Annotated in this window: 3 protein-coding genes; 1 reads left to right on the top strand and 2 read right to left on the bottom strand. The window is 76.1% G+C overall.

The genetic code is table 11. The annotated features are described in order from the left end of the window. A partial coding sequence (locus AB0N76_RS39595; RefSeq protein ID WP_363565708.1) for a helix-turn-helix transcriptional regulator occupies window positions 1-1,582 on the top strand: 1,582 nt, incomplete at its 5' end. Between the two features lie 38 nt (window positions 1,583-1,620). Here AB0N76_RS39595 and AB0N76_RS39590 read toward each other — a convergent pair. Together AB0N76_RS39590 and AB0N76_RS39585 are read right to left on the bottom strand one after the other, a co-directional pair. Continuing rightward, complete coding sequence (locus AB0N76_RS39590) at window positions 1,621-2,679, bottom strand: alpha/beta hydrolase (protein ID WP_363565707.1); 1,059 nt, start codon at window positions 2,677-2,679, stop codon at window positions 1,621-1,623. 91 nt (window positions 2,680-2,770) lie between these two features. Next, window positions 2,771-3,102 (bottom strand): LuxR C-terminal-related transcriptional regulator (locus tag AB0N76_RS39585; protein ID WP_363565706.1); only part of this gene is annotated, 332 nt, incomplete at its 5' end.

Raw genomic sequence — 3,102 nt, 5'->3', positions numbered from 1 at the left:
CGACCGGGCGCTGGCGCGCGGCGGCCGGGCCGCCGCGGCCTCCTTCCTGGAACGCGCCGCCGCGCTCAGCCCCGAGTCGGGGGAACGGGCGCGGCGCGCGCTGGCGGCCGCGGCGGCCAACGTCGCCGCGGGTGTGCCGGCCCGGGTCCCCGACCTGCTCGCCGCCGCCGAACTGGGGCCGCTGGACCGGTTGCAGCAGGCCCATGCCGGCCGGCTGCGGGCCAAGGCGTCGTCCATGACCGACTCGGGGAAGGGCGCGGTGCGGCCGCTGCTCGACGCGGCGAGCCGGTTCAGGGACCTCGACCCGGCCGTCGCACGGGAGACCTGCCTCGCGGCGTTCGACGCGGCCATCTGGGCCTGGCCGCACGACGAAGGCGGAATCCGGCAGGCGGCCGAGCTCGCTGGTGGCCTGGCACCCGGCGACGAGCCGGCCGGAGTGTTCCTCCGGGCCTTGGTCGCCTGGACCGTGGACGGGCAGGTCGCCGCCTTCCCGCTGCTGGCACGGGCGCTGCGCTCGCTCGCCGACGAGGAGGAGCCGTCCGTCCTGTGGGCGGCCGCGAACGCCGCCGCGGAGCTGGGCGATCTCCAGGCCTGGCTGGACGTCACCGATCGGGCGGTCCGCTTCGCCCGGACGACGGGCACGCTGTCGGTCCTCTCGACGGCGTTGCCCTACCGGGCGGCCGCGCTGGGCCACACGGGGCGACTGGCCGAAGCCGAGGACCTGCTGGCCGAGGCCGCCGCCATCGGGACGGCCACCGGTGTGGTGACGCGCACGGCCACGGCGGCCCTGATCGCCGCGTACCGGGGACGGGAGCGACCGGCCCTGGAACTGCTCACGGCGATGGAACGGGACGGCGAGCAGCGTGGCCTGGGCCGGCTCGTCCGGGTGGCCGCGTGCGAGCGGGCCGTGCTCCACAACGGCCTGGGCAACTACGCGCTCGCCATGGAAGCGGCGCTGCGCGGCGGAGTGCACAAGGACCTCGTGGTGCACTTCTGGACGTGCAGCGAGCTGGTCGAGGCCGCGACCAGGGCCGGCGAGCCGGCCGTGGCGGCCGGCGCGCGTGAGCGGCTCGTCGACTGGGCCCGGGCCGGGACGCCCTGGGCCCTGGGCGCGCACGCGGTCGCCGAGGCCCTGACCGGAGCACCCGAGCAGGCCGAGGACCGCTACCACGAGGCCGTCGACCACTTCGGCAGCGGCGGGCTCGGCGTGTTCGAGACCCGGGCCCGGCTGCTGTACGGGGAGTGGCTGCGCCGCCGGAACCGGCGCGCGCAGGCCCGGACCGAGCTGCGGGCGGCGTACGAGGCGGCCGCGCGGATGGGCATGGAGGGGTTCGCCGAACGGGCCCGCCGTGAGCTGCTCGCCACCGGTGAGACGGTCCGCGAACGGGCCGTCGGCGCGCCGGTGCTGACCCCGCAGGAGGCGCAGATCGCCCGGCTCGCCGCCACCGGCCATCCGAACGCGGAGATCGGCGCGCAGTTGTTCCTCAGTCCCCGTACGGTCGAGTGGCACCTGCGGAAGGTCTTCGCCAAGCTGGGGATCTCCTCCCGGCGCGAGATCGACGGCGTCCTCGCCGTTCGCTGAGGGCAGGCGGGACGGGGGATGGGGGACGGGCGACCTCCTCACAGCCGGTCGGCGTCCAGCACGGCCCGGGCGAACGCCGTCGGCGCCTCCTGCGGCGCGGCGTGGCCGACGCCGTCGAGGACGCGGTGCTCGTAGGGGCCGGTGAAGAACCTGCGGTACCCGCTGCCGTCGGTGCCGGCCAGGAACGGGTCGAGCGCGGGGTCCAGGGCGATGGTCGGGACGGTGACGGCCGGGCGGGCCGCGAGCAGCCGCTCGTAGCGGTCGTAGCGGCGCTCGCCGTCGGCCAGGCCCAGGCGCCAGCGGTAGTTGTGGACCACGACGGCGGCGTAGTCGGGGTTCTCGAACGCCGCGGCCGTGCGCTCGAAGGTGGCCTCGTCGAACGCCCAGGTGGGGGAGGTCTCGCTCCAGACCAGCCGGCACAGGTCGTGCCGGTTCTCCCGGGTCTCCATGGCGAGGCGGCCGCGCTCGGTGGCGAAGTAGTACTGGTACCACCAGGTGTGCTCGGCCTTCGGCGGCAGCGGCCTGCGCTGCGCGGCGAGGTCGACGACCAGGTAGCCGCTCACCGCCACCAGGGCCTTGACCCGCTCCGGCCAGAGCGCCGCCACGATGCCGGCGGTCCGCGAGCCCCAGTCGAAGCCGGCCAGCACCGCGCGGTCGATCCCCAGCGCGTCCAGCAGCGCGATGAGGTCGAGGGCGAGCGCGGACTGCTGCCCGTTGCGGACGGTCGCCGCCGAGCGGAAGACCGTGCTGCCGTGGCCCCGCAGGTACGGCACGATCACCCGGTAGCCGGCGTCCGCCAGCAGCGGTGCCACGTCGACGAAGGCGTGGATGTCGTAGGGCCAGCCGTGCAGGCAGACGACCACCGGCCCGTCCTCCGGCCCGGCCTCGGCGTAGCCGATGTCGAGGACGCCGGCCCGGACGCGCTTGAGGTCGGTGAAGGCGGTGCGCGTGCCCGGGGTGACGGTCGGGACGACGGTCGGGACGGCGGGGGACGGGTGGTCGGGCGCGGCCTGGGCGGCCGGCGTCGCACCGGCCGTGACCGCCGTGGCGCCGAGGCCGAGACCGACCGCCTTGGTGAAGGTACGCCTGTTGATCATGTCCGGTCCTTCCGGGAGGGTTCGCCGACCCCTCCACTCTGCGGGGGCGATCGGTCCGGCACATCAGTCATATGACGGTGGGTCACTCGTGCTACGCCCGGCTCAGCGCGTCGCGCAGGGCGGCCCGGGTGGTGATGCCGAGCTTGGGGAAGACGCGGTACAGGTGCGAGCCGACGGTGCGCGGCGACAGCTGCATCCGGGCGCCGATCTCCTTGTTCGTCAGACCGCCGGCGGCCAGGTCGGCGATCCGGCGCTCCTGCCAGGTCAGCGCGGCCAGGTCCAGCGCCGAGGCGCGCGGCGGGGTCGCGGTGGCGCGCAGTTCGACCCGGGCCCGCTCGGCCCAGTCGGCCGCGCCCAGCCGCTCGAACGCCTCCGCCGCCGCGGCCAGGTACGGCCGGGCCGACCTGGCAGGAGCGCCGGATC

The organism is Kitasatospora sp. NPDC093806 (assembly GCF_040683335.1).
Lineage (GTDB): Bacteria > Actinomycetota > Actinomycetes > Streptomycetales > Streptomycetaceae > Kitasatospora.
Note: the sequence above shows the minus strand (reverse complement) of the source record. Positions and strands in the feature narration are given on the sequence as shown.

Bases quoted from the DNA above. Each gene is read 5' to 3' on its own strand.
- AB0N76_RS39590 (WP_363565707.1), bottom strand. From the start codon at position 2,679: ATGATCAACAGGCGTACCTTCACCAAGGCGGTCGGTCTCGGCCTCGGC.